The sequence below is a fragment of the Methylobacterium sp. ap11 genome, from assembly GCF_900110515.1.
Taxonomy (GTDB): Bacteria; Pseudomonadota; Alphaproteobacteria; order Rhizobiales; family Beijerinckiaceae; genus Methylobacterium; species Methylobacterium ajmalii.
Genome location: NZ_FOEB01000003.1, coordinates 110,095 through 133,858, shown reverse-complemented (window position 1 = coordinate 133,858; position 23,764 = coordinate 110,095). Strand labels below are relative to the sequence as shown.

The following is a 23,764-nucleotide window of genomic DNA, read 5'->3' as shown; positions in this document are numbered from 1 at the left end:
CTACCGCCCCGCGGCGTAGGCCTGCATGCCGCGGGGATTGGCGGCGGCGCGCAGGCGCCGCCCGTCGCGGCTCGCCGCGGTGAGCCGCCCCTCCGACCAGTTCGACCCGACCTCGACGACGTGGCCGCGCCGGCGCAGCTCGGCGATCGTCTCCGGGGCGATCCTGTCCTCGACCACCACGACCCCCGGCCGCGCCGTGCGGGGCCAGAACGACGACGGGAAGTGCTCGGTGTGCCAGGCCGGCGCGTCGATCGATTCCTGCAGGTTCATGCCGGCATGGACGTGGCGCAGGAAGAATTGCGGGATCCACTGGTCCTGCTGGTCGCCCCCCGGCGAGCCCCAGGCGAGGTAGGGTTGTCCGTCGCGAAGCGCCATCGTCGGCGAGAGCGTCGAGCGCGGCCGCTTGCCGGGCGCGAGCGCCGCCGGGTGGCCCTCGTCGAGCACGAACATCTGCGCCCGGGTGCCGAGGCAGAAGCCGAGGGCCGGGATTACCGGCGAGGATTGCAGCCAGCCGCCGGAGGGCGTCGCGGCGATCATGTTGCCGTACCGGTCGATGATGTCGAAATGCACCGTGTCGCCGCGCACCACGCCCGCGCGGGCGTCGTCCGGCGGCACCGTCGCCCCGATCCTGCCGACCGTGGGTTCTCCCGCGCCGGACGAGCCCACGGCTGTCCGCGCGCCCTCGCTCACCCGGGCGTCGAGGGCCTTGCCGTAACCGGGGATCGTGCCCGGCCGCTGCTCCAGCGAGGCGGTCTCGCCGACGAGCCGGCGGCGCTCGGCGTTGTAGGAATCCGACAAGAGCGTCTCGACCGGCACCCCGACGAAGGCGGGATCGCCGTAGAACGTGTCGCGGTCGGCAAAAGCCAGCTTGGCGCACTCGACCTGGAGGTGGATGAAGTCGGGCCCCGCCGGATCGAGGCCGTCGAGGGAGAAGCCCTTGAGCAGGGCGAGCTGCTGCAGCGTCGCCAGCCCCTGTGTCCACGGCCCGGCCTTCAGCACGGTGTAGCGGCCGTACTCGTAGGAGATCGGCTCCTCGACGCTCGCCTGCCAGGCCGCCATGTCGGCCCCGGTGAGGAGGCCCTTGTGGGCCCGGCCGGTCACGTCCATCACGGCTTGCGTCCGGCAGAAGGCGTCGATCGCCTCGGCGACGAAGCCCTGCGACCAGATCCGGCGGGCCCGCTCGATCTCCTCCTCGCGGGTGCCGCCGGCGCTCTCGCGCACGATCCGCGCGTAGGTCTCGGCCAGCGCCGGATTGGTGAACAGGCTGCCGGGGGCCGGCACGCCGCCCTCCTTCAGGTAGGTCGCCGCCGAGCTCGGCCAATGCTCGCGAAACAGCCCCTCGACGGTGGCGATGGTGGCCGAGACCCGCTCGACCAGCGGGTAGCCGTCGCGGGCGTAGCCGATCGCCGCCTCCAGCACATCGGCGAGGCGCCAGGTGCCGTGGTCGCGCAGGATCAGCATGTAGGCGTCGAAGCTGCCCGGCACGCAGGGCGCCAAGAGCCCGGTGCCCGGCACGAGGTCGAGGCCGAGATCGTCGCGCAGGCGCGCGATGGTGGCGGCCTGCGGCGCCGGGCCCTGCCCGCACACCACCTGGGGCCGGCCGACCCGCACGTCGTGCAGGATCACCGGCACGTCGCCGCCCGGCCCGTTGAGGTGCGGCTCGACCACCTGGAGCACGAAGGCGGTGGCGACCCCGGCATCGAACGCGTTGCCGCCCCGCTCCAGCACGCCCATCCCGACCGCGGTGGCGATCCAGTGCGTCGAGGCCACGACCCCGAAGGTGCCGTCGATCTCGGGGCGGGTGGTGAAGGGATCGGGCGTGACGAAGCTCATCGGAATTGACCTCCGGGGCGTTGGCGGCTGGGATCGCCCTGTCGGCCAGTACTGTAAGAGCCAGGTCTCGCTTGGGGAGCCCTATCGGTAGCAACCCTCGCACCCCCCGGCGCAGGGCTCGCCTTTCGAAAGAGCCTGCCGTAATCCCCCTGCCCATGGCCGCTCCTCCGCTCCTCACCCTCCAGGGCATCGCGCTCACCTTCGGCGGCACGCCGCTCCTGTCCGGCGCCGACCTCGCGCTCGCGCCCGGCGACCGCACCTGCCTCGTCGGCCGCAACGGCTCGGGCAAGTCGACCCTGCTCAAGGTCGCCGCCGGGCTGGTCGAGCCCGACAAGGGCGTGCGCTTCCTGCAGCCCGGCACGACGGTGCGCTACCTGGCGCAGGAGCCGGACTTTTCCGGCCACGACACCACCCTGTCCTTCGTCGAGGCCGGGATGGGGCCGGGCGACGAGCTCTACCGGGCCCGCTACCTGCTGGAGAGCTTGGGGTTGACCGGCGAGGAGGATCCGAGCCGGCTCTCGGGCGGCGAATCGCGCCGCGCGGCGCTCGCCCAGGCCCTGGCGCCCGAGCCCGACATCCTGCTCCTCGACGAGCCGACCAACCACCTCGACCTGCCGGCGATCGAGTGGCTGGAGGCCGAGCTGAAGGGCAGCCGTTCGGCGCTGGTCCTCATCAGCCACGACCGGCGCTTCCTCGAAGCCCTGTCGCGCTCGATCGTCTGGCTCGACCGCGGCACGACGCGACGCCTCGACCAGGGCTTTTCGGCCTTCGAGGGCTGGCGCGACCAGGTGTTCGAGGAGGAGGAGCGCGACCGCCACAAGCTCGACCGCAAGATCGCCGCGGAGGAGGACTGGCTGCGCTACGGCGTGACGGCGCGGCGCAAGCGCAACGTCAAGCGGCTCGCGGGCCTCCACGACCTGCGCCGCCAGGCCCGCGAGCATCGCGGCCCCGTCGGCGCCGCGACGCTCACCGTGAGCGAGACCGAGGCCTCCGGCACCCTGGTGGTCGAGGCGCGCGACGTCGTGAAGTCCTATGGCGAGCGCCCGATCGTCCGCGACCTCTCCTTGCGCATCGCCAAGGGCGACCGGCTCGGCATCGTCGGCGCCAACGGCACCGGCAAGACCACGCTGGTCAACCTCCTGACCGGCCGCCTCCCGCCGGATGCGGGCATCGTGAAGGTCGGCGCCAACGTCACCCTCAACCTCCTCGACCAGCGCCGCAGCGCCCTCGATCTCGATCGCACCGTCGCCGACGTGCTGACCGGGGGCGGCAGCGACACCGTGCAGGTCGGCAACCAGAGCCGGCACGTCATCGGCTACATGAAGGACTTCCTGTTCTCGCCCGAGCAGGCGCGCACGCCCGTGAGCGTGCTCTCGGGCGGCGAGCGCAACCGGCTGCTGCTCGCGCGTGCGCTCGCCGAGGCCGGCAACCTCCTGGTGCTCGACGAGCCCACCAACGACCTCGACCTCGAGACCCTGGACCTCCTCCAGGAGATGCTCGGCGACTATGCCGGCACCCTGATCCTGGTCAGCCACGACCGCGACTTCCTCGACCGGGTCGTCGATACCGTCCTGGTCTCGGAAGGGGAGGGGCGCTGGGTCGCCTATGCCGGCGGCTATTCCGACATGGTCGCCCAGCGCGGCGTCGGCGTGCAGGCCCGCGGGGTCGTGGCGCCGAAAGGGGCGGCCAAGGACGTTGCCAAGGACGCGGCCAAGGATGCCCAGAAGCCGGCCGCCCGCGCCGAGGCCAAGAAGCGCCTCGGCTTCAACGAGCAGCACGAGCTGAAGACCCTGCCGGCCCGGATGAAGGCGCTCGAAGGCAACCGGGCCAAGCTCAGGACCGCCCTCGACGACCCGACGCTCTATGCCCGCGATCCCGCCCGCTTCGAGGCGATCTCGCGCACGCTCGCGACCACCGAGGCCGACCTCGCCAAGGCGGAGGAGCGCTGGCTCGAACTCGAGATGATGCGCGAGGAACTCGAGGGCTGACCCGCCGCCCGGCCCCCGGACGGGGCCGGGCCATGGGCCAAGAGACGACAGAGCGACATGCGGAACTTCAGTTTTTCCGCGTACGAGATCGCGGATTAGCTGACCCGCGTAAGGTTTCGTGGCGAACTTGCAACATTGGGGCGGAAAGCCGGCGACTTGACCATGGCGGGCGCGGATCTCGGTTGATCGCCGTTAGCGCTTGGAACATGGTGCCCCTGCACCGGGAGCAACCCGGTGGGGCCGGTAGACATCCCATGCAGGGAGCGCCGGTTCGCAAGGGGAAAAGAGTGGCGTGGTTCGGCTCCAGTAGGATCGTCGGGACACAGTCGTTCACCCCCAGGGTCTCGAAACTTTGGAGGTCTCGATGAAGCTCGTGAAGAGCCTTCTGCTCGGTTCGGCTGCTGGCCTGACCGTCGTTGCCGGTGCGCACGCTGCCGATCTGCCGATCAAGAAGGCTGCGCCCGTAGAGTACGTTCGCGTCTGCTCGGCCTATGGCGCCGGCTTCTTCTTCGTTCCCGGTACCGACACCTGCCTGCGCGTCTCCGGCCGCGCCCGCTTCGAAGCCGGCTACTCGCAGGGCTATCAGCGCGGCGGCAACAACGGTGACCTGATGGGCTACCGCGGCCTCGGCCGCCTCAACCTGGACGCCCGCACCCAGACCGCCTACGGCACGCTCCGCGCCTTCGTGCGCTTCGAGCTCGCCTCGCGGACCGGCGCCTACCTGAACTCGGGCACGCAGCAGCGCATCGCCAACGCCTTCCCGGCGGTCGGCGTCGACACGTTCGGCCGCGCCCAGCAATACGTGAACGTCGACAAGGCCTTCATCCAGTTCGCCGGCCTGACCGCCGGTCGCGCGGCCTCGTTCTACGACTTCTACGCCCACGACTTCGAGATCATCGGCACCTCGCTGGGTTCCGACGTCGCCTCGACCAACCTGCTCGCCTACACCGCCACCTTCGGCAACGGCTTCTCGGCCACGGTCTCGATCGAAGACCCGACCTTCCGCAAGAACCCGCTGTTCGGCACCGCCACCGCCGGCAACGCGGCGAGCCAGTTCGCGGTCTTCACCGCGGCCGCCTCGAACCTGAGCCCGGTCGTCGCCACCAACGCGGCCGGCGTGCCGATCGGCGAGGCGTTCTACGACCTGCGCCAGACCAACCGCATGCCCGACTTCGTCGGCGCGATCCGCTACGACGCGGCCTGGGGCTCGGCCCAGATCTCGGGTGCGGTGCATGAGCTGAACGCCCAGAACGCCACCACGGTGATCGGCTTCAACGGCGCGACCCTGGCGGCCGGTTCGGTCATCACCCCGCGCGTCCAGACCGAGTACGGCTGGGCGGTGCAGGGCGGCCTGAAGTTCAACCTGCCGTTCATCGCCGCCGGCGACTCCCTGTACCTGCAGGGCTCGTACGGCGAGGGTGCCCAGATCTACACCGGCTACTCCCAGTACATCGGCACCTACACCGCCAGCGCCGGCAACACCCAGGGCTCGCCCTTCGCCAGCTACTTCACCGACGCCGCCGTCAACCCGCTGACCGGCAAGATGGAGCTGTCGACCAGCTGGACGGTGGTCGGTTCGTACCTGCACTACTGGGCGCCCGAGTGGCGTTCGGCGATCATCGGCAGCTACGGCGAGATGAACTTCGGCAAGACCAGCCGCAACCTGCTGGGCGGGCTGAACTTCAACGGCCTCGGCAACCCGGTCAACAGCCCCGGCGCGTTCCTGTACAGCGCCGCCCTGCGCGACACGAGCCAGATCGTCGCCGGCGCGAGCATCATCTGGTCGCCGGTCAAGGATCTCGATATCGGCGTCGAGGGTCTCTACAACCGCGTCGACCTCAAGGGCGGCCGGGTGATCGACCAGAACAAGGCTCCGGGCGCCGTCGCGGCCGGCCTGAACGCCGCCGGCCTGCCGGTGGCCGCCAACGGCGCGGTGCTGCCCACCGCCAACTCCGCGGACACGTTCCAGGTCCGCATGCGCGTCCAGCGCGACTTCTAAGTCGCGATCCGCGGCTCCCTCCGGGGAGCCGCGTCCCGACTTGCGCCTCGAAGGGCCCCGGCACGCGCCGGGGCCCTTTTCGCGTGCGCCTTGCTGATGCCGGAAACCGGCGCCAGGGTGGCCCCCACGCGCGAAGCCCCCGCCGCGCGTGGTCTCCCCGCGACGAGGTTCCCCCGTGGCCATTCGCTCGATCGGCTGGCTTGCCGGTCTTCCCCTCCTGGCCGGCGCCTGGATCGCCGCTACGGCGTTCGCCGAGCCGCGGATCGAGGCCGCCCTCGAGGCGCCCGCCGAGGCGGTCGCGGCGGCGACCGGGCGCGACGGGGCGGAGCCGTGGCTGCGGGTCGAGGCGCGGGGCCGCGACCTCGTGGCGAGCGGCGAGGCCCCGGGCGAGGCCGCCCGCGAGCAGGCCCGCGCGGCGCTCGCCGCCCTGCCGGGCCGGCGCCGCATCCTCGACCGGACCGGCCTCGTCGCCGAGGTCTCGCCCTTCACCTGGGCGGCCGCCTTCCGGGCGCCCGACCGCATCGACCTGCTCGGGCACCGCCCGGCCGAGACGGGCCGCGCCGCCCTCGCGGAATCCCTGGGCGCCGGCCTGCCCCCCGGGCTCGTCCTGCGCGACGCCGCCCGGGCCGCCCGCGGCGCGCCGGACAACTTTTCCGAGGCCGCCCGCTTCCTCGTCGCGCAGGTGCGGCACCTGAAGCCCGGCGCCACCGCGGCCCTCAGCGACCGCGTTCTGTCGGTCCACGGCGAGGCGGCGAGCGTCGCGGCCTACGCGGCCCTGCGGGCCGACCTCGCCCACCCGCCCGCCGGCTTCGCGGTCGGCGAGGTCGCGGTCGAGCCGGCCCTGGTCTCGCCCTTCGTCTGGTCGGCGAGCCGCGGGCCCGGAGGCATCCGCCTCGACGGCTACGCGACATCGGAGGCCGACCGGTCCGCGATCCTGGCCGCCGCCCGGCTCCTCGCCGAGGGAGCCCCGGTGACCGACGCGATGGGCATCGCCCGCGGCCTGCCTGCGGGCGTCGACGCCCGGGCGCTGGTCGACCGCGTCTTCGCGATCCTGGCCCTGGTGCGGGACGGCAGCGTCGCCCTCGACGGATCGACGCTGTCGGTGCGCGGCAGCGCCATCGACGTCCAGGCCGTGCGCGAGGCCGAGGCGGCCGCCGCCAGCCTGCCGGCGGGCGTGTCCCGCGGCACCGTCGCGCTGACGGCGAGCCCGGTCTCTCCCTACCTCGTCACGATCCGGCGCGGGCCGGACGCCTTCACCCTCACCGGCCACCTGCCGGATGCCGAGGCCCGCGCGGCATTGCGCGCCGCCCTGCGGCCGCACCTCTACGGCGAGCGGGTGATCGACCGTACCCGGATCGCCGAGGGCGCGCCGCCCAGCCTCGTCGAGGGCCTGACCGCCGGGATCGGCGCCCTCGCCCAGCTCGCCGAGGGCGAGGTGAGCGTGCGCGACCAGAATCTGCGCATCGCCGGCGAGGGCCTCTATCCCGAGAGCGCCCGCCGCATCGCCGCCGAGGCCGGGCGCCTCGCCCCGGCGGGGTGGCGGCTCGACGTCGCGATCGGCGCCCGCGGCGCGACGCCGAGCCGGGACCCGGCGGCCTGCCGCGAGACCTTCGCGGGCCTCGCGAGCGGGCAGGCCCTGCGCTTCGATCCCGGCAGCGCCGACCTGAAGCCGGCCTTCTACCCCGTCCTCGACGAGGTGGCGGGCCTCGCCCGCACCTGCCCCCAGGCCCGGATCGAGGTCGCCGGCCACGACGACCCGCCCGGCAGCGTCCCGCCGGTCCCGGTCGCCAAAGACGCGACCGCCAAGGATGCGGCCGTCAAGGAGCCCCCGGGCAAGGACGCGACCGGCAAGGACGCGACCGGCAAGGACGCGGCCGCCAGGTCGAAGCCGGCGCCGAAGGCCGCCAAGGCTGCCGAGAAGCCGGCACCGAAGCCCGTCGAGGCCTCCGCCATGCCCGATCCCGGCCTGCCGCAGCGGCGTGCGGCCGCGATCGTCGATTACCTGCTCAAGGCCGGCATCCCCGCCGACAGGATCGCCGCGGCGCCTGCCGAGGCCTCCGACCGCCGGGCGGTCGCCTTCGCGCTCCGCTCCTGAGGCCTTTTCGTGCTGCTCCTCGCATCCATCGCCTGGCCGGGTCTTCTCGCCGCCCTCCTTATCGGCCTCGGCACCGGCTTCTGGGCCGGCCCGCCCGCCGGCCGCCTGCCGCGCCTCTCGGCCCTCCTCGTGGCGCTCCTCGCGCTCGCCTGCCTGGCCACGGCGCTCGCCGGCCTGGTGCCCGGGCGCGAGGGGTTCTGGGTCGAGAGCGCCGCCGCGATGCTGGCGGCCTACCTCGCCGGCTGCGGTCTCGGCGGCTTGGGCCGCCGGGCGGGCAGGACGAGCCCCTGATCGACGCGGCGGCGCTCTCGTCCGGGACGACGACGCAGCGGGCACGGGTTTCCCCTCTATCCGCAGGCCCGACGTGATCGCGCACCTGGGTTCGAGCGTTTCTTCGCGCGAAAGCAACGCGTTTCTCCTCTCCGCAAGGGGGAAAGGAAAGCGCCGGGTTTACAACGGGGCGATCTTCAGCGGCAGCGTGCGGACCGCGGCTTGGAGCGAGGACGGAAGAGGAGGAGACCCGCGCTCCTCTCATCTCGAAATTATTTCGAACAACCCTGCACGGACACGGGAGATCGAGGGCGAGAGGCCCACGATCCCCCCAACGATGCCCGGACCGGCCTCGATCCGGATCACCGCCGCCAGATGCCGATGCGGTTCGAGCGGGCCTGCTCCTCGGCGGCGAGCAGGTCCGGGGTGGCGTCGGCGCTGGCGCGGCCGCCGCCGTTGAACAGGATCAGCTCGGACAGGTCCTGGCCGTCGAGGGAGCAGCGATAGGCGCCGCCCTCGGCCGGCGCGCAGGCGACGTCGCGGCGGCGCAGGTAGCGGCCGAGCTCGCGGGCGTTGCGGCCCGACAGGCCCTCGACCCCGGTGAGCCGCACGGTGCGCCCGTCGAAATCGAGGGTGCCGGTATCGACCACCGCGGGCGAGCCCCGCAGCACCGCGCGGCCCGCGAGATCCCGGCTCGTCACGTCCTGGCCGCTGCGCGGATCGACGTCCGGCTCGGCGATGCTCGCCGTCTGCGGCGCCGGGGCGGAGCGGGCGGCCTCGGGTTTGCCCAGCTGGGCCTTGCCGGCCTCGCCCTTGCCGGCCTTGGCCCGCGCGGCCAGGGCCTGGGTGACGAAGTCGTGCCAGATGAGCGCCGGCATGTCGCCGCCGGTGACGCCGGCCATCGGCGTGTTGTCGTCGTTGCCGAGCCAGACCCCGACGACGAGGTCGCCGGCAAAGCCGACGAACCAGGCGTCGCGGCTGTCCTGGGTGGTGCCGCTCTTGCCGCCGGCGGGCACCGAGACCCGGGCGTTCTTGCCGGTACCCTCGCGGATCACGGCGCTCAGCAGGTCGAGCATCCCGGTGCGGGCCGCCTGGTCGCGGGCCGGGGTCGGGGCGGTTTGCGGTCGCGTGTAGAGCGTCTGCTCGCGGGCGAGGATCTGGCGCACGCTGTAGGGCTCGACGGTCTCGGCGCCCGCCGCCACCGCCGCGTAGGCCCGGGTGATCTCGAGGAGGGTCGTCTCGGCCGAGCCGAGGGCGAGGCTCGGCAGGTTCGGCAAGTCTGAGGTGATGCCGAGGCTGCGTGCCGTCTCGATCACCGCCGGGATCCCGACCGCCTCGGCGAGCTGCACCGCCACGGTGTTGATCGAGTGGGCGAAGGCGCTGCGCAGCGAGACGGCGCCGCGGTAGCGCCCGCCGTAATTCTCCGGCTCCCACTCGCCGACCTGGGTCGGGCGGTCGACCATCGTCGAGTCCGGCCGATAGCCCTGCTGCAGGGCGGTGAGGTAGACGAAGAGCTTGAACAGCGAGCCCGGCTGGCGCTTGGCCTGGGTGACGCGGTTGAACTGGCTGTCGGCGTAGTCGCGCCCGCCGACCATGGCGAGGATCGCCCCGTCGGGCGCCATGGCGACGAGGGCCCCCTGCGAGACCTTGCGGCGCTCGCCGTCCTGGTCGAGGCGGCGCGCGATCACGCTCTCGGCGATGTTCTGGAGCGTCAGGTCGAGAGTGGTGCGCACCGTGGCGTCCGCCGGCCCGGTGCCGATCAGGCCGCGCACCGAATCGGCGACGTTGTCGACGAAGTAGTTGGTGCCGACCGGCGTCTCCGTCGGCACCCGCACGGTGGCGGGGGCGCGCTTGGCCGCCTCGGCCTCCGCGGCGGTGATCGCGCCGGTCTCCACCATCGCGTCGAGCACCTGGGCGGCGCGGCCCCGTGCCCCGTCGAGGTTGCGGTGGGGGGCGAGTTGCGAGGGCGCGCGCACGAGGCCCGCCAGCATGGCGGCCTCGCTCAGGGTCAGCTCCTTGGCCGGCTTGCCGAAATAGCGCTGCGCCGCCGCGTCCGCGCCGTAGACGCCGGCGCCGAAATAGGCGGCGTTGAGGTAGCGGGTGAGGATCTCGTCCTTCGGCAGCTGCGATTCGAGCCACAGCGACAGCACCGCCTCCTGCACCTTCCGCTTCAGGGTGCGGTCCTGCGACAGGTAGCTCATGCGCACGAGCTGCTGGGTCAGGGTCGAGCCGCCCTCGCGGGTGCCGCCGGCGGCGGCGTTGCGGAAGGCGGCGCGCACGAGCCCGCGCAGGTCGATGCCGTGATGCGCGTAGAAGCGGCGGTCCTCGATCGCCACGATCGCCTTGGCGAGGACCGGCGGCACCTCCTTGGGCGCGAGCTTGGCTCCCTTGATGACGCCGCGGGTGGCGAAGGCCTGCCCGTCGGCGGCGCGCACCACCAGGGCCGAGGCCGTCGGCTCGACGGTGAGCCCGCCATTCACCGGCAGGGTCGTGAGCGCGTAGAGCGTGTAGGCGAGGGCGAGGCCGAGCCCGAGGGCGGCGGTGGCGGCGGCCACCCGCAGCCAGGGCACGCGCCGGGCGAAGGCGGCGGCCGGCCGCCAGGCCGCGGCGGTGGCGGCGGCCGCGCGGCGGGTGGCGGGATGCCCGGCGAGGCGGGTGGCGCCCGCCCGCGCCCGGACGAACCCCGTGCGCGCGGCCGGCCCGATCCGGGCCCCGATTCCGGCGGCGGCGCGGGAGAACCCCGCGAACCGCCCCGCGGCGGGAGCTCCCCGGGTGGTGGCTCCCTCGGGCGCTCCCCCGGTGGATTCCCGGGACGCGCCCTCGGGGGCGCCCGGCGGGTCGGCCGCCGGCCGGGCCGGGCCGCCGAGGTCGAGCCAGTCGCGGGGGCGTCCCTCGGGACCGGGTTCGGGCGGCCGCTCGCTCAAGGCTCAGCGTCCGTCGCGGCGGGGTTCGATCCAGCGCACCGGGCGGGCGGCCGGGCGGCTGAAATGCAGCCGGCCGACATGCCGGCGCGAGACGTGCCGATGGCGGCGGTAATGGGCCCGGGCGTAATGGCGGCGGTGATGCCAGTGACGGCGGTAGTGGCGGCGGTGGTGCCAATGGCGGCGATGCCAGTGCCGGCGGTGCCAGTGCCGGTGGCGGCGCCAGCGCACGGTCTCGACCGTGGAGGGCTGGTCCAGGGCGGTGGTCACGGCGGCGCTCGGCATCAGCGGCGAGGCGCCGGCGAGACCGCCGAAGCCGGCGAGCAGGAAGAGGGCCAGCAGCAGGGAACGTAGGCGCATCGGGGCTCCGGGGCGGGAGGTCCAGGGGGCGGGCGGTTCGACAGGCGGGACGGCAGCGCGGGCCGCTGCCGCGTCGCGACCGGAACTCAACGCCAAGCTCTGCCGTTCCGTTCCGCGGCAAGGTCCATTCCGGGGGCAAGGTCCGTTCCTAGGGCAAGGTCCGTTCCTAGGGCACGGTCCGTCCCCGGGTCACGGTCCGTCCCCGGGGCAAGGCCCGCCCGGTTCCCGGCGGCCGGCGGGCTCCTGCGCGGCAAGCCTGGCCGGAGCCGGGCGGCGCGTTAGGTGTTGTTCAGGTGGTGTCCCGTCGCGCGGGCGGTGCGCGGGACGGGTTCGAGGAGAGGTCAGCCATGCGGCCGGGCGTGAAGCGGCTCTATCTGTGGTCGGCGGCGGCGGCGTTGCTCGCCGGCGGCATCAGCACGGCGGAGGCCGGCTGCCTCCGGCGCGTCGTCAACCGTTCGCCCTATTTCGCGGTGGCGAGCCGCAACGGCGGCCCGAGCGTCGGCATCCCGCCGCACTCCTCGCGGGCGATCCGCATGCTCGCCCCGGGCCGGGTCGACATCGCGGCCCATTGCGCCGCGCGGGGCCCGCGCGGGCGCCTCGTCCCGGTCGGCCCCCCGGTGGCGCAGGACAGCTACACGTTCACGGCCGTCCTCGACCGCTGCTACTACGATCTCGGCCTGATGGGCTTCGGCCAGGGCGGCACCGAGCCGTTCGTGCTCAATACCCCCCAGCAGGGCGACCTGACGGTCGGCCCGTTCGCCTCGGCCTGCCCGCCGCGCTGACCCGCGAGATCGGGGTTGCGCGGCCCGAGTGAACTGGCTAAGAAGCCCCCGTCGGCGCCGAACGCGAGCGCCGGCCGGCATTCCCCGATAGCTCAGTTGGTAGAGCAGGCGACTGTTAATCGCCTTGTCGTAGGTTCGAGTCCTACTCGGGGAGCCACCTCTTCTTCCGAAAAAATCGGCGGTTTTGCGCGGTGCCGCTTCTGCGGCCTCGATGCCGTCACGCATCCGCGCCCCGGCTCTCCCGCCGGAACGCCGCCGGGCTCACGCCCGCCCGCGCCGCGAAGAACCGCGAGAAATACGCCGGATCGTTGAAGCCGAGGTCGAAGGCGATCTTCGAGACCGGCAGCGTCGTGTAGATCAGGCTGCGCTTGGCCTCGAGCATCAGCCGGTCGTGCAGGATGCCCTGCGGCGCGCGGCGCACCGCCTCGGTGCAGGCGGCGTGGAGCCGGTCGGGGCTCACCCCGAGCGCGGCGGCAAAGCGGGCGATCGGCCAGTTCTCGCGCAGGTGCGCCTCGACGAGGCGCCGGAAGCGGCGGTGCAGGTCGGCCCGCGCCAGCGCCGCCGGCTCGGTGATCGCCCGGGTGGCGCGGGTGCGCAGGACCCCGACGACGAGGAGCTTGACCAGGGCCGCCACCGCGCTCGCCGCTCCCGGCAGGGCGCCGGCGGCCTCGCGGGCGAGCGTCTGCACGAGGCCCGCGAGGTCGAGGTCGATCTCTTCCGGCGAGCCGGGCCGGCCGCTGAACGTCGCCTCGGCCGTGGCGCGCAGGCGGGCCGCGTCCGGATCGGGATCGAGCACGGCGGCGAGGAAGTCGTCGGCGAGCGACAGCACCACCCCGTCGGTGCCGGGCCGGAACGAGAAGGCGTGGACGACGCCGGACGGCACCCAGACCAGCCAGGGCGCGCAGAAGTCCTCGCGGCTCGCATCCAGCGACACGGCGCCGTGGCCCTTCGTGATCACCAGTCCCTGCGCCAGGGCGCCGTGGCGGTGGGGCGCGATCTCCCAGTCGTGCAGGGCCGCACTGGTCCCGATCCGCTCGGCATGGACGAAGCCCGGCACCGTGGCCCCGGCGGCCTCGCCGTAGAGGCGAAAGACCGGGATCGGCCGTTCCAGCCGCCTCTGCATCGCCGTGTCCTCCCGGCCCGAGGCTACGGGACGGCGCCGGATCCGTCCAAGAAAATCCGGCGCCCGTCCATGGCCGAGCCCCGCCCGGGCGGCTAGCGTCCGAGCATCGAACCGGACCAGTTCCAAGCTGCTGATCCGGCACGCGAAACCTGTGTGCGGCGCAGCATCGGCCGGCTCGCCGGCGCGAGACGGAAACGACTCCGCCCGGCGACCTGATACGGCCAAGCCGGCCGCCGCACGACCGGACCTTCAGCGCGGCGACAGACCCGCGAGGCCGGCACGACGAGGGAGAGAACGATGACGGATCCCAAGGGCTTTCCCCTGAACGCGTGGTACGCCGCGGCCTGGGACCACGAGATCGGCCGGGCGCTCACGCCGCGTCGGATCTGCGACAAGGACGTGGTGCTCTACCGCCGCACCGACGGCGGCGTGGCGGCGCTCGAGGATGCGTGCTGGCACCGGCTGATGCCGCTGTCGCTCGGCCACCTCAAGGGCGACCAGGTGATGTGCGGCTATCACGGCCTCGTGTTCGACGCCGCCGGCCGCTGCACCCACATGCCGGCGCAGGAGACCATCAACCCGTCCGCCTGCGTGCGCGCCTTCCCGGCGGTGGAGCGCTACCGCCTGGTCTGGCTCTGGATGGGCGATCCAGCGCTCGCCGATCCCGACCTCGTGCCCGATTTCCACTGGAACAGCGACGCGCCCTGGGTCGGGGAGGGCGGCACCTTCTACGGGCTGAAGTGCAATTACCGGCTGGTCATCGACAACCTGATGGACCTGACCCACGAGACCTACGTCCATGCCGGCAGCATCGGCGACGACGCGATCACCCGCAGCCCGTTCGAGGTGACGCATACCGAGACCTGCGTCACCGTGGAACGCTGGATGGAGGGCATCGAGCCGCCGCCGTTCTGGGCGCGTAACCTCGGGCGGCCCGGTCGTGTCGACCGCTGGCAGATCATCCGCTTCGAGGCGCCGAGCGTGGTGGCGGGCGATGTCGGGGTGGCGCTCGCCGGCACCGGGGCGCGCCGGGGCGACCGGTCCCAGGGCGTCAACGGCTTCTTCCTGGCGGCGATCACCCCGGAGACCGCGACGAGCTGCCACTATTTCTGGAACTTCGTGCGCAGCTTCCGGACCGACGACGAGGAGCTGACGAAGCGCCTCAACCTGGCTCACGTCAACGACGGCAAGGGCGTCTACGACCAGGACCACAACGTGCTGGAGGCCCAGCAGCGGGCGATCGACCGCCAGCCGCGCCAGCCGTTCTACAACCTCAACATCGATGCCGGCTCCCTGTGGGCGCACCGCCTGATCGACGGGATGATGGCCGCCGAGGGCAGGGGGCCGGCGAGGGATCCTGGCGGGGACCCGGCCTTCGTCGGCATGGCGGCGGAGTAGGCCGCCATGCCGACGCAGGCTGCCCCGACCGAGGCCGCTTCGACCGACTGGCGCCCCGCGCGCCTGCGCGGCACCCGGGCGCTGACGCCCGACATCCGGCTCCTCGAGATCGAGCCCGCGGGCGCCGCCGCGCCGGCCGCGCCCGGCAGCCATCTCGGGGTGGCGGTGATGATCGGCGAGCGGCCGGACACCCGCTCCTACTCGCTGCTCGATTCCGGGGCGGACGGGGTCTACCGCATCGCCGTGAAGCGGCTGCCCGACAGCCGCGGCGGGTCGGCCTACATGCATGGGCTCGCACCCGGCGCCCGGCTCGGCATCTCGGGGCCCCGCAACCACTTCGCCCTCACCCACGGCCGGCCCGGCTATCTGCTCGTCGCCGGCGGCATCGGCATCACCCCGCTCCATGCCATGGCGCTGGCGCTGCACCGGGCCGGCGCGCCCTTCCGCCTGCTCTACGCTGCCCGGACCCGGCAGGACCTGGCGCTCGCCGACGACTTGCGCGCCCGGATCGGCGACCGGCTGGAGACCGTCGTCGACGCCGAGGGCGGGCGGATCGACCTCCCCGCCGCCATCGCCGCCCTGGCGCCGGGCGGCGAGGCCTATCTCTGCGGCCCGCTCGGGATGATGGAGGCGGCGCGCGCGGCCTGGACGGTGTCGGGACGGCCGGCGCAATCCCTGCGCTTCGAGACCTTCGGCACCGGCGGGCGCCACGCCGCCGAGCCGTTCACGGTGCGCATCCCGCGCCTGTCGAAGGAGATCGTGGTCGGCCGCAGCCAGACGATGCTCGAGGCGCTGGAGGCGGCCGGCGTCGGCATGATCTCCGATTGCCGGCGCGGCGAGTGCGGCCTGTGCACGGTGAAGATCCTGGAGGCCGACGGCACGGTGGACCACCGCGACGTCTTCTTCAGCGATGCCCAGAAGGCGACCGACGCCCAGCTCTGCACCTGCGTGTCCCGCGTGGTCGGGGGCGGGATCACCATCGACACGGCGGACCGGGCGGGGTGACCCGGCCGATCCGCCCCGATCACCGGCTCACAGCACCGGCATCGCCCCCGCCACCGTCACCAGCGCCCCCGAGGTGTAGCTGCTCTCGTCCGAGGCCAGCATGACGTAGGCCGAGGCGAGCTCCGCCGGCTGGCCCGGGCGCCCGAACGGGACCTGGCTGCCGAACGACTTGACGGAATCCTGCTCCATCCCGGACGGGATGAACGGGGTCCAGATCGGGCCCGGGAGCACGCCGTTCACCCGCACGCCCTTCTCGGCCAGGAGCTGGGACAGGCTCAGCACCAGGTTGCTGAGCGCGCCCTTGGTGGCGCTGTAGGCCAGCAGCGAGGGCATCGGGTGCTTGGAGTTCACCGACGAGGTGAAGATCACCGAGGCGCCGGGCTTCAGGTGCGCCATCGCCGCCTTGGTGACCGAGAAGGCCCCGAAGACGTTGGTGCGGAAATGCTCCTCGAACACGTCCTCGTCGATCGAGGCGAGGTCCTGGTTCGGCTGCTGGAAGGCGCCGTTGTTCACCACCACGTCGAGGCGGCCGAAGGTCTCGGCGGTGCGGGCCACGATCTCGCGGGCATAGGCGCGGTCCTTGAGGTCGCCCGGCAGCAGCAGGGCGCGGCGCCCCGCCTTCTCGACCCACTGCGCCACGGCCTCGGCATCGCCCTGCTCGGAGGGCAGGTAGGAGATCGCCACGTCGGCGCCCTCGCGGGCATACGCGATGGCGACCGCCCGGCCGATGCCGGAATCGCCCCCGGTGATCAGCGCCGCCTTGTCGGTGAGCTTGCCGGCGCCCCGGTAGCTCGCCTCGCCGTGGTCGGGCTCCGGCTTCATCCGCCCGGTCAGGCCGGGAAAGCCCTGCGGCTGGGCCTCGAAGGGCGGGCGGGGATACTTGGTGAGCGGGTTCGGGAAATCGGACGACATGGGCGGGAGGGCCTCGCGGGCGGGGGTGACAGGCCGCCGTCAACCGGGGAGGCCCCCGGCCGTTCCCTGCTCTCCCGCAGTATCCCCTCCGCGATATCCCTCACTCCTCGTGCGAGCCGTCGTCCCGGCCGAGGGCGTCGTCCTCGCGGCCCGGGATCGCGTAGTGGCCGCCGAGCCAGCGCTGCAGGTCGACGTCAGCGCAGCGCTTCGAGCAGAACGGTTTATGGGCCGGCACGACCGGCTTGCCGCAGATCGGGCAGGCCGGCTTCGGCGCGTCGTCGTCGGGTGTCGTCATCGTTGCGCCTCCTGTCCTGCCGCTCGTGCCGGGTCTCAGCTCACGTCCCGCCAGGCGCCGCGGACCGGGTACCCCTCGCCCTCGAGCAGGCCGACCGTCTCGTAGAGCGGGAGGCCGACCACGGCGCTGTAGGAGCCGACGAGCTTGACCACGAAGGAGCCGGCCAGCCCCTGGATCGCGTAGCCGCCGGCCTTGCCGCGCCACTCGCCGCTGGCGAGATAGGCGTCGACCTCGCGGGAGGACAGGCGCTTGAACCGCACCCGGGTCTCGACCAGGCGCTCGCGCGGCCGGTCCTTCGGGCCGACGACGCAGACCGCGGTATAGACCCGGTGGGCGCGGCCCGACAGCATCCGCAGGCAGGCCGCCGCCTCGTCGGTCACCTCGGCCTTCGGCAGGATGCGCCGGCCCACCGCCACCACCGTATCGGCCGCCACCACGTAGCTCTCGCCGAGCTCCCCGGTGGCGCGCGCCGCGGCGGCCGCCACGTCGAGCTTGGCCCGGGCGAGCCGCCGCACCAGGTCGCGGGGCTTCTCGCCCTTGAGCGGCGCCTCGTCGAGATCGGCCGGGAGCAGGGCGTCGGGCTCGAGCCCCGCCTGCTGCAGGAGCGCGAGGCGCCGGGGCGAGGCCGAGGCGAGGACGAGCTTGGCGCGCGCGGCCTGCGGGAGCGGGGTGGTCTCGGTCATGGGGCGCCGTGTCACGAAAGGGGGGGTTGCTGCGCCCGATGCCCTATCTGGCCGGCGAAATCCAGCGTCGCGGGCCCGCGCGCCGTCGGGCCTCTCCCCCGCCGGATGCCGCCCGGCCGCGGCCGCCGGATATGCTGTATGGTGGAGGCAGGTTTAGCCGGGGCCGGAAACCGGCCTAACCCGATGTAGCGCGTTCGGCATGGTATGACGCCATTGTCTACCCACCGGGCAGATCGGCAATTAACTCGTCTTTATCGCCTTTGATGCATGCCGGGCGGAGATTGCCGTCCAGCGGCCGGGCGCCAGCGCGGCCGGATCCACCCTGCGGGGCCCGATGCGTATCGTCCTCGTCGAACCCGGCCTGACCCTCCGCAAGATCGTCGCCCGCCTCGTCGCGGATGCCGGGCACGCGGTCGATCCGTTCTCCGATTCCGCCCAGGCGCTCGCCCACGTCGCGGCCCAGGAGGACGTGGCCTGCGTGATCACCAGCCTCGAGGTCGCGCCCCTCTGCGGGCTCGAACTGTGCTGGTCGCTGCGCGCCCTGGCCGGCACCACGCGTCCGCTCGCGGTGATCGCGATGTCGGCGGACCGGGCCGGACGGCGCCTCGGCGAGGTTCTCGACAGCGGCGCCGACGACTTCATCGCCAAGCCGCCGGAGGCGGCGGAACTGCATGCGCGCCTGCGGGTGGTCGAGCGCAGCCTGACCCTGCAGCGCCGGCTGATCCGCGACGCCGACATCGATTCCCTGACCCAGCTCCTCGGTCGCGGCGGCTTCATGCGCCGGGCCAAGGCCTGCCTCGCGGTGGGCGGGCCGCCCGAGCCCCTCACCGCCCTGATGATCGACATCGACCGCTTCAAGGCGATCAACGACCGGCACGGGCACGACGGCGGCGACCGGGTGATCCGCGCCGTCGCCGACGTGCTCAAGGAGACCGGGGCGCTCGCCGGCCGGATCGGCGGCGAGGAATTCGCCGTCCTGATGCCCGGCCACGGTCTCGGCGGCGCCGGGGTGGTGGCCGAGCGGATCCGGGCGGCCTGCGCCCGCCTGCGGGTGCCGGGGCGGCGCGGCCCGATCCCGGTCACCTGCAGCCTCGGCCTCGCCGCCTGGAACGAGGGCGACACCCTCGAGAGCCTGCTCGCCCGCGCCGACGGGGCGCTCTACGCGGCCAAGGCGGGCGGTCGCAACCAGGTCGTGTCCGCGACCGGGGAGGGGCTCGACCGGGTGAGCTGAGACGAGATCCGGCAGATTGCGTCCGGACCTCGTCTCATCGGCCGGCGGGGCGCTCGAGCGAAACCGGAATCCCCATTGCGGCGCAGCCGGCCGGATTCCGGACGAGGCCGCGCCTCGCCGCTGCGGGGGCGAGGGATCCTTCCCGGGTCGAGCCCGGCAGACCCTCGGGGATGCCGGCTGCCCGTCGTCGCCATCCCTGCGACGCCGCGTCGCCCGCGCCAGGCTGCGCGATGCCGAGGCGGCAGGGCCCGTTCTTGGCGCCAACCCGGAAATCGAACGAGCGGCAGCCCGGTCGCCTGGGGCCGACTTGCCGGGGGCGTCTTTCCGGGGCCCGTCTTGCCGGCCTCACCACCCGCCCCGCCGCGGCCGCAGGTGGTCCCGCGTGATCGCCTCGAGCGTCGGCGTCCCGAGCAGGGTCATCGCGTTGTCGAGTTCGCCCCGAAAGATCTCGATCGCCCGGGAGACGCCCTCGGTGCCGCCGGCCGAAAGGCCCCAGAGGAACGGGCGGCCCAGGCTGCATGCGGTGGCGCCGAGCGCCAGCGCCTTGATCACGTCGGTGCCCCGGCGCACGCCGCCGTCGAGGACGATCTCGGCCCGGCCCGCCACCGCCTCGGCGATGTCCGGCAGGGCGTGGATCGCCGCCGGCACGTCGTCGAGCTGGCGGCCGCCGTGGTTGGAGACGATCACCGCCTCGATCCCGAGCGCCACCGCCCGCGCGGCGTCGGCCGGATGCAGCAGGCCCTTGAGCGCCATCGGGCCGCGCCACGCGTCGCGGATGCGCGCGATGTCGTCCCAGCTGGCGGAGGGGTCGAACAGCGAGGCGACGTGCTGGGCGACGCTGGTGAAGCCTTGGCCCGCTGCACCGCCGATCTGGAAATTGCCGAAGCCGAGCCGCGAGCGGGCGGCCCCGGCGAGCCAGCCCGGTCTCCGGGCGAGGTCGAGGGCGGTGGAGAGGCGCGGTTTCAGCGGCATGGTGAAGGCGTTGCGCAGGTCGCGCTCGCGCCGGCCCTGCACCGCGAGGTCGACGGTGAGGCACAGCACCCGGTAGCGCGCGGCCGCCGCGCGGCGCAGGAGCGCCTGCATCCACTCCCGGTCGCGCAGGAAGTAGAGCTGGAACCAGCGCTCGCCCTCCGGGGCGCCCTCCGCGACGTGCTCGATCGAGCCGACGGAGTTGGTCGAGAGGCAGTAGGGGATGCCGGCCCGCGCGGCGGCCCGCGCGCCCGCGACCTCGCCGTCGGGCCAGAAGAAGCCGGCGAGCCCGGTCGGCGCCATCATGATCGGCAGGGACGCGCGGTATCCGAGGATCGAGCGCGACAGGTCGCGGGTGGCGACGTCGATCCCGACCCGCGGCATCAGCATCCAGGCGTCGAAGGCCTCAACGTTGTCGCGCAGGGTCCGCTCGTCTTCGGCGCCGCCGTCGATGAAGTCGAACACCGCCTTCGGCAGCCGCCGGGCGGCCTGCCGGCGCAGATCCGCGATCGCGTGGGCCCGCTGCAGGCGGGCGGCCAGCCGGGTCGGGGCGGGGGGCGCCGCGGGTACCGGCCGGGATGGCGGCACGGTCGGCTCGGTGGAGGGCCGGTGCGCGACGGCCCGCCCCGTCCGGCGCTCGTCTGCCTCCATGCCGGCCTCCCGCTGATCCCGTTTCGACGATCGGTAGCACCCGCGCCGCGCGGCTCGCAACCGACGGGTCGGACGGTCGCGGAACGCGGGACGAGGTTGTGCGTCGATCCGGCTCCAGCCCTTCGCGGGCAAGGCGGCCCTTCGCGGGCAAGGCAGCCCTTGGCGGGCGAGGGGCGACGGCATGACCGGGCGGGACAGTGCGGAGCGAGACTCGCCGGAGCGAGACTCGCCGGAGCGGAATTCTCCGGATCTTGCCGCGGCCGAGCGCGACGAGATCGAGGATCGGTCGGCGCCCCGCGCCACGATCGTCCACGAGGTGGTGCGCAAGCAGGGGCAGGAGGAGCTGGCGCGTCCCGCCGGCTCGCTGTTCTGGTCGAGCGTCGCGGCGGGCATCGCCATCACGGCCTCGGTGATCGCGGAAGGAGCGCTGCACCATAAGCTGCCGACTGGGATGGGGGGCCGCACCCTCGTGGCGCAGCTCGGCTATCCCCTCGGCTTCCTGATCGTGATCCTCGGCCGGATGCAGCTCTTCACCGAGCAGACCATCGTGACGGTGCTGCCCCTCGTCACCCGGCCGAGCGGCCGGGCGCTCGCCGGCACGGCGCGGCTCTGGGGAATCGTGCTCCTCGGCAACCTCGTCGGCGCCGGCGCGGCGGCGGCGATCGAGACCTGGGGCGGCGTGGTGAGCCCGGACCTGCTCGCCGCCATGCAGGCGGTGTCGCGCGAGAGCCTGCTGCACAAGGCGCCGTCGGATCTCCTGCTCCGGGGCATCCCGGCCGGATTCCTGATCGCGGCCGTCGCCTGGCTGCGGGCGGCGTCGAGCGGCGGCGAGGTCTGGATCGTTTTCCTCCTCACCTTCGCGATCGTGCTCGGCGACTTCACCCACGTGGTGGCGGGGGCGGCCGAGGCCTTCCTGCTGCTCTGCGCCGGCGAGGCCGGTCCCGGCGAGGTCCTCGGCGGCATGATCCTGCCGGCGCTCGTCGGCAACGTGATCGGCGGCACCGGCCTGTTCGCGCTCCTCGCCCACGCCCAGGTGCGCCAGGAACTGTGACGCGACGCCGACGAGGTGTGGCGGCCTGCCGATTTTCTCCCTCCCTCGCGCTTGGTAAGGAGACCGCGTTCCATGCGCGGAAAAGGGAGACCCATGAGCTTCGTCCAGGCGGCCTTCGGCCGGTTCAAGCAGACGGTGACGGCCTATGCGGGCGACGAGCCGCTGATGAAGGCGGCGGTGTCGGCCTGCGCCAACGTGATCGTGGCCGACGGCGAGGTCGCGGGGGCCGAGTTCGAGACGGCGCTCAAGGGCATGCTGGCCGATCCCGTCCTTGAGAAGGGCTACGACAGCCTGATGCTGGAGGAGGAGCTCTACGACGCGATCGGGCGGGCCCGGACCCGGGCCGGCCGGATGCAGAACATGCACTTCATCGAGGCCATCGCCGAGCGCGCGGCCGAGCAGCGCCAGAGCGTCTTCCTCATCGCCGCCGACGTCGCGGATTTCGAGGGCATCAGTCCCTCCGAGCACCGGGCCCTGACCGAGGTGGCGGCCGCCCTCGGGCTCGACCGGGACGCGCTGCTCGCCTGATCGGTCATACGAAATCCGATCGATTGCTTCGCAATGCGGATTTCGGCTTCGCTCGAGCGCCGCGCCGGCTGGTGACATGGGATCCGGAAGCAATCTTCCGGATCCCATGTCACCCGTCCCGGACCGCGCTCGGCGGGCCGTCGTTGACCCGGCTCCAGGCGCGGCGGAGCTGGCGCGGCGAGGCGAAGCCCGCCCGCTCGGCGACGCGCTCCATGTCGAGGCGGGTCCGGGCCAGGAGATCGCGGGCGAGTGCCACCCGCAATCCGTTGACGTAGGCCGGCAGGCTCATCCCGGCATGGCGGTTGAATAGCCGCGAGAGGTGGCGCGGGCTGGTGGCGGCGAGGTCGGCCAGGGTCTCCAGGCTCCAGGCCCGGGCCGGATCGGCGCTCACCGCGTCCTGCACCCGATGGATCGCCGGGTGGAGGTGGTTGCGGCCCTCGAGCCAGGGCGAGGCCTGCGGGTCGTGCCCGGCGCGGCGCAGGTAGACCACGAGGTAGCGCGCCACCGCCGCCGCGCAGGCCGGATCGACGAGGCGCGCCACGAGGTGGAGCATCAGGTCGATGCCGGCGGTGATGCCCGCGCTCGTCAGCCGCTCGCGGTCCTCGACGAACAGCCGGTCCTCCAGCACCCTGGCGGCGGGGGCGAGCGCGGCTAGCTCCGCGCAGGCGGCGTGGTGGGTGGTGCAGTCATGTCCGTCGAGGAGCCCGGCCCGGGCCGCCAGCAGCGCGCCGGAGCAGATCGAGACCAGGCGATGGCCGGGCCTCACCTCGGCCCGCAGCCAGGCGACGATCGCGTCTTGCGCCGCCCGCTCGTCCTCGCCCGGGGGATCGGGATCCCCCAGCACCAGCTCCGCCGTGCCGGCGAGCACCACGGTCGCCCCTTCCGGCAACGGCGCGGGCAGGGGCCCGAGCCCCGAGAGACCAAGCCCGATCGAGCTCGTGACCGCGGAGCACGGCCCGACATGGTCGACCCGGAAGCGGACCTTTTCCTGGATCAGGTTGGCCTTGCGCAGGACCTCGACCGGCCCGGCCACGTCGAGGAGCAGGGTGCGCGGCGGGCACACCACCACGACCGCGATCTCGGCCGGCCCGCTCACGCGGCGAGGCGGGGCGCCGGTCCGCAGAGCGCCTCCGCGACCGTGGCGATGCGGGCGAAGCGCCCGGCCAGCACCAGTTCCGTGCGGGCCCGGATCTCGCCGGCGCTCCAAAGCCGCCCGGCGGCGTCCGTCATCGCGAAGGTGAGCGTCGCCTCCCCAACGTAATCGACGCCGTAGCCGAGGTCGGAGGCGTGGCGGGTCGTCGTCTCGCAACATTGCTCGGTGCGGATGCCGCTGACGATCAGCCGGCGGATCCCGGTCCGGGTCAGCCACACGTCGAGCCCGCTGCCGACGAGTGCAGAGTGGCGGCACTTGTGGAACACCGCGTCGGGGGCGATCCGCAGCGGTTCGAGGGTGCGGACATGGCCGGAGGCGAGGGAGAACGGTCCCTCGTCCTCGACGTGGAAGACCTGCACCACGGGGACGTTTCGCGCCACCGCGCCGTCGATGAGCGTTTGCTGGCGATCGAGGAAGCGGGTGAGGTCCGGCTCGTCCCAGTAGGGACGGTGGCGAAAGGATTCCTGGACGTCGATGACGAGGAGCGCGGTGTCCGGCATGGGGCTCATCCTTATCG

At 73.4% G+C, this 23,764-nt stretch carries 20 protein-coding genes and 1 tRNA gene; 11 read left to right on the top strand and 10 right to left on the bottom strand.

Annotated elements, in window-relative coordinates; all coding sequences use genetic code 11:
• Positions 1-1,833 carry a gamma-glutamyltransferase family protein gene (locus tag BMX97_RS05190; protein ID WP_091746217.1) on the bottom strand — a complete coding sequence of 611 codons (1,833 nt, stop codon included), beginning with the start codon at positions 1,831-1,833 and terminating at the stop codon, positions 1-3.
• 155 nt (positions 1,834-1,988) lie between these two features.
• Here BMX97_RS05190 and BMX97_RS05185 point away from each other — a divergent pair, with 155 nt between their 5' ends.
• The 4 genes from BMX97_RS05185 to BMX97_RS05170 all read left to right on the top strand — a co-directional run bounded on the left by BMX97_RS05185 (position 1,989) and on the right by BMX97_RS05170 (position 8,206).
• Complete coding sequence (locus tag BMX97_RS05185; protein WP_091746215.1) at positions 1,989-3,821, top strand: ABC-F family ATP-binding cassette domain-containing protein; 1,833 nt, start codon at positions 1,989-1,991, stop codon at positions 3,819-3,821.
• Positions 3,822-4,185: 364 nt separating this feature from the next.
• Entirely contained in the window at positions 4,186-5,820 is a 1,635-nt protein-coding gene (locus BMX97_RS05180) for a porin (protein WP_091746212.1), read from the top strand.
• A 175-nt stretch (positions 5,821-5,995) separates the two neighbouring features.
• On the top strand, positions 5,996-7,915 hold the full coding sequence (locus tag BMX97_RS05175) for an OmpA family protein (RefSeq protein WP_091746209.1): 1,920 nt from the start codon (positions 5,996-5,998) through the stop codon (positions 7,913-7,915).
• Between the two features lie 9 nt (positions 7,916-7,924).
• Complete coding sequence (locus tag BMX97_RS05170) at positions 7,925-8,206, top strand: hypothetical protein (RefSeq protein WP_091746205.1); 282 nt, start codon at positions 7,925-7,927, stop codon at positions 8,204-8,206.
• A 341-nt stretch (positions 8,207-8,547) separates the two neighbouring features.
• On the opposite strand, the gene BMX97_RS05165 is transcribed toward BMX97_RS05170, so the two are convergent.
• Entirely contained in the window at positions 8,548-11,109 is a 2,562-nt protein-coding gene (locus tag BMX97_RS05165; RefSeq protein ID WP_244538292.1) for a PBP1A family penicillin-binding protein, read from the bottom strand.
• A gap of 3 nt (positions 11,110-11,112) precedes the next feature.
• Positions 11,113-11,466, bottom strand: coding sequence for a hypothetical protein (locus BMX97_RS05160; RefSeq protein WP_091746202.1), 354 nt, complete (start codon positions 11,464-11,466; stop codon positions 11,113-11,115).
• A gap of 347 nt (positions 11,467-11,813) precedes the next feature.
• On the opposite strand from BMX97_RS05160, the gene BMX97_RS05155 reads away from it, so the two are divergent.
• Entirely contained in the window at positions 11,814-12,248 is a 435-nt protein-coding gene (locus BMX97_RS05155; RefSeq protein WP_091746199.1) for a hypothetical protein, read from the top strand.
• 81 nt (positions 12,249-12,329) lie between these two features.
• Positions 12,330-12,405, top strand: a tRNA-Asn gene (locus BMX97_RS05150).
• A 60-nt stretch (positions 12,406-12,465) separates the two neighbouring features.
• Here BMX97_RS05150 and BMX97_RS05145 read toward each other — a convergent pair.
• Positions 12,466-13,371 (bottom strand): helix-turn-helix domain-containing protein, encoded by a 906-nt coding sequence (locus BMX97_RS05145; protein WP_091746196.1) that lies wholly within the window; start codon positions 13,369-13,371, stop codon positions 12,466-12,468.
• A 297-nt stretch (positions 13,372-13,668) separates the two neighbouring features.
• Between BMX97_RS05145 and BMX97_RS05140 the strand changes: the two genes are divergently transcribed.
• Positions 13,669-14,769 (top strand): aromatic ring-hydroxylating dioxygenase subunit alpha, encoded by a 1,101-nt coding sequence (locus BMX97_RS05140; RefSeq protein ID WP_091746194.1) that lies wholly within the window; start codon positions 13,669-13,671, stop codon positions 14,767-14,769.
• Between the two features lie 6 nt (positions 14,770-14,775).
• The gene (locus BMX97_RS05135; protein WP_091746192.1) at positions 14,776-15,774 is read left to right on the top strand and encodes a PDR/VanB family oxidoreductase; all 999 of its coding nucleotides are present in this window, start codon (positions 14,776-14,778) and stop codon (positions 15,772-15,774) included.
• A gap of 27 nt (positions 15,775-15,801) precedes the next feature.
• Here the strand turns inward: BMX97_RS05135 and BMX97_RS05130 are convergent, their stop codons facing one another.
• The 3 genes from BMX97_RS05130 to BMX97_RS05120 form a co-directional block, all read right to left on the bottom strand.
• A complete protein-coding gene (locus tag BMX97_RS05130; protein ID WP_091746190.1) occupies positions 15,802-16,686 on the bottom strand; it encodes an SDR family oxidoreductase in 885 nt (294 codons plus the stop codon).
• 100 nt (positions 16,687-16,786) lie between these two features.
• Positions 16,787-16,981, bottom strand: a complete 195-nt coding sequence (gene yacG, locus BMX97_RS05125; RefSeq protein WP_060846749.1) for a DNA gyrase inhibitor YacG — start codon at positions 16,979-16,981, stop codon at positions 16,787-16,789.
• A 35-nt stretch (positions 16,982-17,016) separates the two neighbouring features.
• Positions 17,017-17,664 (bottom strand): Maf-like protein, encoded by a 648-nt coding sequence (locus BMX97_RS05120; RefSeq protein ID WP_091746188.1) that lies wholly within the window; start codon positions 17,662-17,664, stop codon positions 17,017-17,019.
• 334 nt (positions 17,665-17,998) lie between these two features.
• Here BMX97_RS05120 and BMX97_RS05115 point away from each other — a divergent pair, with 334 nt between their 5' ends.
• Positions 17,999-18,895, top strand: coding sequence for a GGDEF domain-containing protein (locus BMX97_RS05115; protein ID WP_091746186.1), 897 nt, complete (start codon positions 17,999-18,001; stop codon positions 18,893-18,895).
• A 345-nt stretch (positions 18,896-19,240) separates the two neighbouring features.
• Here the strand turns inward: BMX97_RS05115 and BMX97_RS05110 are convergent, their stop codons facing one another.
• Positions 19,241-20,515, bottom strand: coding sequence for an alpha-hydroxy acid oxidase (locus BMX97_RS05110; protein ID WP_177202127.1), 1,275 nt, complete (start codon positions 20,513-20,515; stop codon positions 19,241-19,243).
• Between the two features lie 181 nt (positions 20,516-20,696).
• On the opposite strand from BMX97_RS05110, the gene BMX97_RS05105 reads away from it, so the two are divergent.
• A complete protein-coding gene (locus BMX97_RS05105; protein WP_091746182.1) occupies positions 20,697-21,566 on the top strand; it encodes a formate/nitrite transporter family protein in 870 nt (289 codons plus the stop codon).
• A gap of 93 nt (positions 21,567-21,659) precedes the next feature.
• The gene (locus BMX97_RS05100; protein ID WP_048428998.1) at positions 21,660-22,094 is read left to right on the top strand and encodes a tellurite resistance TerB family protein; all 435 of its coding nucleotides are present in this window, start codon (positions 21,660-21,662) and stop codon (positions 22,092-22,094) included.
• Positions 22,095-22,203: 109 nt separating this feature from the next.
• On the opposite strand, the gene BMX97_RS05095 is transcribed toward BMX97_RS05100, so the two are convergent.
• A complete protein-coding gene (locus BMX97_RS05095) occupies positions 22,204-23,190 on the bottom strand; it encodes a GlxA family transcriptional regulator (RefSeq protein ID WP_091746180.1) in 987 nt (328 codons plus the stop codon).
• Positions 23,187-23,756 carry an isochorismatase family protein gene (locus tag BMX97_RS05090; RefSeq protein ID WP_091746178.1) on the bottom strand — a complete coding sequence of 190 codons (570 nt, stop codon included), beginning with the start codon at positions 23,754-23,756 and terminating at the stop codon, positions 23,187-23,189. Before BMX97_RS05090 ends, BMX97_RS05095 begins: the two co-directional genes overlap by 4 nt.
• Positions 23,757-23,764 lie beyond the last annotated feature (8 nt).